The following is a 3,972-nucleotide window of genomic DNA, read 5'->3' as shown; positions in this document are numbered from 1 at the left end:
TACTCCCCCGCTCCCCTACTCCTTAAAAAAGACTTTTTCAGCAAGCCCTAATTAGCGATATAACTCCATTAAACTTACGAAAAAAAAAATTCTTATCTTCTTCCTTCATTATTTATTTCTACATTTAATCATTCTCTAATGGAGTTAAAAGCAAGCTCCCCGTTTCTGGAAATCCCAATTTATTAGACTTATCAAATCGCCAATGTTGTTGATAACGATTAAGAAAATTCTGACCGATAATCCCATCAATGCCTATTAAATCAAGAACTTGATTATCAATAATAATCCTATCTAATTGAGATACTTCATACTGCTGTAAACTCACAGTATCCAACTTAGTTTTCTGAGCAATTTCAGTACCGCAAAATCCTAAAACATCTATTTTTTCTGTATTAGCTAGATCGACTCCTAATTCATTAGCTAAATTCTGAGATAAAACCATTAAATCTGCTCCTGTATCTAATAGAAACAGAAAAGGTCCTTTACCATTGATTTTTACTTCACCTAACATAACTCCCATTCTATTTATCAAAGGAATAGCATTATTATTTGATTTTTGATTGTTGGAGATATCTATACTATAGTAATTACAGCACTTTGCGCGGATAGTGAGGTACAGTTTGAAAATTAATCTTTTTTTCCCTACTGCCTACTCCCTACTGCCTACTCCCTAAAGTCCTAAAATTTTGTACCTCATCAACTCCAAAACTGCTGTAAATATCAATATCCTCACTTCTTGGCCTAAAAACCCAACATTAGCTAATATTCCAAATGGCTTCTATAGCGCTGTGCGCAGGCAACAGGCAATAGGGGGAATAAATTGCCGACAATATAAGACTTTTAGCTATTTGGCCCCTACTGTAATTTGTAAATATACCAGCGCTCATTGCTATAGTATTTTTTGGTCTCAAAAAGTGTCAGCTTTTCAGTGGCAAGAGCTGCATCAAGCTAGTATTTTGGGATGATTATGGCAGAACAATCTTACTTGGGAAAATTTTCCGACTACCTCTTCGTATAATTCCCATTTCTCCTGTCTCCTGTCTCCTACCCCCACCAAAAAACTTTATTCAGCAAACCCTAGTTATTTCTGCCATCCTGCACTAGCAAATACCAACTAATTCTGTGCCACTTGATATAAAATTGGTAGAAAACCTAAAACCTAAAACCTACCACCTTTAATCGATCGACAAACTTATTAAGTCTCTCTAAATACTCATCACCAGCAATAAAAGCAACATCATTATGATCTGCACCTGGAACTATATATAAATCTTTGATTTCAGCAGGAGTAACTGCAAATAATTGTTCGCTCATATAGGCAGGAACCGATCCATCTTCCCTACCATGAATTAACATAATAGGTATATCTAATTTCCGTAACTTTGTAATTGAATCAAATATTTGACGTAACATTAATTTGATGGGAAAAATTCTATATATTCCTCCCCTATAATCCACCATCCCTTGCATAGAAGTAAAAGAACTTTGAATAATTAATCCTGCCATTTTCGGATGTCTTGTAGCCAACTCAATAGCAACAGCACCTCCCATAGAATGACCATAAACCAGTATATTTTGCGGATTAATTTCTCTTTGATGAACTAAATAATTCCAGACAATTTCTGCATCTTGATACATCTGTGCTTCACTAGGGAAATTGCCTTTACTTCGCCCATAACCACGATAATCTATCAATAAAACATCAAAACCTAATTTCTGAAATCTATAAGCTTGTTCAACATTCGCTCCGATATTAATACCATTACCATGCAAAAATAACAGCACACCCTGAAAATTTGATGTGTCAGAATTAGCAGGTATCCACCATCCATGTATTTGCTCTAACTTGCCTTTTTTATTAGAAGCAGATAACCAAACATCTTCATAGGAAAGATTTACATCTTTCGGCGTTATTTTTATAACAGAACTAGGGAAAAACATAAATCGCTGCTGTAAAAGTACCAAAAATATACAGACAGCAAAATAAGCGATCGCTAAAACTATCCCAACAATTAAAATCAACTTTGCAACTAAAAAAGAATGAAATTGCCACATAATAAAAATCGGCAGTTAGGTTTTGATTAACCAATAATTTATCCAATAATTAAGATTTAAAGCCCCTCTTTTAAAGGAGAAAAAAGCGTTCGAGAGATGGCGATATCTCCTCGCTGTCCTACCATCGACCAAGATAAGAAAAAAAATTCACGCTCCGCGTCAATCTTCTTCTTTTCAAAGAGAGGTAATTGTTAATTATTCATTATTCATTATTCATTATTAATTGTTGAATCAACACCTAACGCCTTATAACTAATAACTAAAAACAAACTTTCTAAAGACGAGGCAGACGTTTATACCAATCATTAGATTGTTCATAAACATAAGCAACTTCAAATAATAAAGCTTCCCTCAAAACATTACCAATTAATTGCATACCAATAGGTAAACCTTTTTTATCAAAACCACAAGGTAAACTCAAAGCAGGTAAACCAGCCAAATTAACTGGGATAGTCATTAAATCAGACAAATACATACTCAGTGGGTCATCAGTCTTTTCACCCGCCTTAAAAGCAGTAGTCGGAGCAGTGGGACAAGCCAAAATATCCACCTGAGCAAAAGCCTTATCAAAATCTTCCTTAATCAAAGTCCGGACTTTTTGGGCCTTGAGATAATAAGCATCATAATATCCGGCCGACAAAGCATAAGTACCAATCATAATTCGGCGCTTCACTTCCCTACCAAAACCCTCAGCACGAGTCTGAGCATACATCTCCAAAAGATTTTCCGACTTAGGAGCGCGGAAGCCATATTTCACCCCATCATAACGAGCTAAATTTGCTGAAGCTTCCGATGGAGCAATAACATAATAAGTAGGTAAACCGTAGCGGAACCGAGGACAAGAAACAACCTGAATTTCAGCTCCCAACTCCTGCAACTGTTCCACTGCCTTAGTAAAAGCTTGATTAACAACTGAATCTAAACCCTCACCAAAAGTCTCTTTAATCAGACCAATTCTAATTTGCCCCTTTGGCCTTAAATTCGGTCTCAGGTTCCTAGTATAATTTGGGATAGACACATTAAGACTCGTAGAATCTTTTGGATCATAACCAGCGATCGCCTGCAACAGAATCGCAGCATCCTCAACAGTCCTACCAAAAGGCCCTATTTGGTCTAAAGAAGAAGCAAAAGCCACCAACCCATAGCGAGAAACCAGGCCATAAGTAGGCTTCATACCCACTACACCACAAAAAGATGCTGGTTGACGAATAGAACCACCAGTATCTGAACCTAGTGCCACTACAGATTCTTCAGATGCCACTGCTGCGGCCGACCCCCCAGAAGAACCACCAGGCACTCGTTCCATATCCCATGGGTTAGCCGTAACTTGATAAGCAGAATTTTCCGTCGAACTACCCATGGCAAATTCATCTAGATTTGTTTTACCCAGAATAACAGCACCGGAATCTAAAAGTTTTTGAGTCACAGTTGATTCATAGGGAGGAACAAAATTTTCTAGAATCTTAGAACCACAAGTAGTAGGAATACCTCGGGTACACATATTATCTTTAACAGCGATGGGAATCCCTGCTAATTGTCCAATTTTCTCTCCTGCAGCAATTTGGGCATCCACCTGACGAGCCTGTTCTATGGCCTTTTCTGCCGTAACACAGATAAAGCTTTTCAACTTTGGCTCCAACTGGCTGATGCGTTTTAGGGCCTCTTGGGTAATTTCTACAGCAGAGCGTTCTTTACTTATTAGTTGTTGATGCAGCTCGCTAATGGATGCCATGCCTATACCATTGTTCCTAAAGTTCAGCTATTAGATTATACGGTTATATCGAATTAACTAAAAATAATTAACTATCAAAAATTTCCATAGCAGGAAATAGGGAATAGGGAATAGGCAACAGGCAACAGGCAACAGGCAATAGTCGAAAAAATATTCCCCTGTCTCAATATCTTTATCATTACTTA

At 37.2% G+C, this 3,972-nt stretch carries 3 protein-coding genes; all 3 read right to left on the bottom strand.

All coding sequences use genetic code 11. From position 1 onward, the window contains the following. Positions 1-124: 124 nt before the first annotated feature. Complete coding sequence (locus AC3DU7_RS17530) at positions 125-520, bottom strand: retropepsin-like aspartic protease (RefSeq protein ID WP_488040604.1); 396 nt, start codon at positions 518-520, stop codon at positions 125-127. Between the two features lie 632 nt (positions 521-1,152). Then, positions 1,153-2,055, bottom strand: a complete 903-nt coding sequence (locus tag AC3DU7_RS17525) for an alpha/beta hydrolase (RefSeq protein WP_488040603.1) — start codon at positions 2,053-2,055, stop codon at positions 1,153-1,155. Positions 2,056-2,329: 274 nt separating this feature from the next. Then, a complete protein-coding gene (gene gatA / locus AC3DU7_RS17520; protein WP_488040602.1) occupies positions 2,330-3,787 on the bottom strand; it encodes an Asp-tRNA(Asn)/Glu-tRNA(Gln) amidotransferase subunit GatA in 1,458 nt (485 codons plus the stop codon). Positions 3,788-3,972 lie beyond the last annotated feature (185 nt).

This window comes from Okeania sp., assembly GCF_983059655.1.
The sequence above is the reverse complement of the archived record's forward strand: the minus strand, read 5'-3'. Positions and strand labels throughout refer to the sequence as shown.

Bases quoted from the DNA above. Each gene is read 5' to 3' on its own strand.
- AC3DU7_RS17530 (WP_488040604.1), bottom strand. From the start codon at position 520: ATGGGAGTTATGTTAGGTGAAGTAAAAATCAATGGTAAAGGACCTTTT.
- AC3DU7_RS17525 (WP_488040603.1), bottom strand. From the start codon at position 2,055: ATGTGGCAATTTCATTCTTTTTTAGTTGCAAAGTTGATTTTAATTGTT.
- gatA (WP_488040602.1), bottom strand. From the start codon at position 3,787: ATGGCATCCATTAGCGAGCTGCATCAACAACTAATAAGTAAAGAACGC.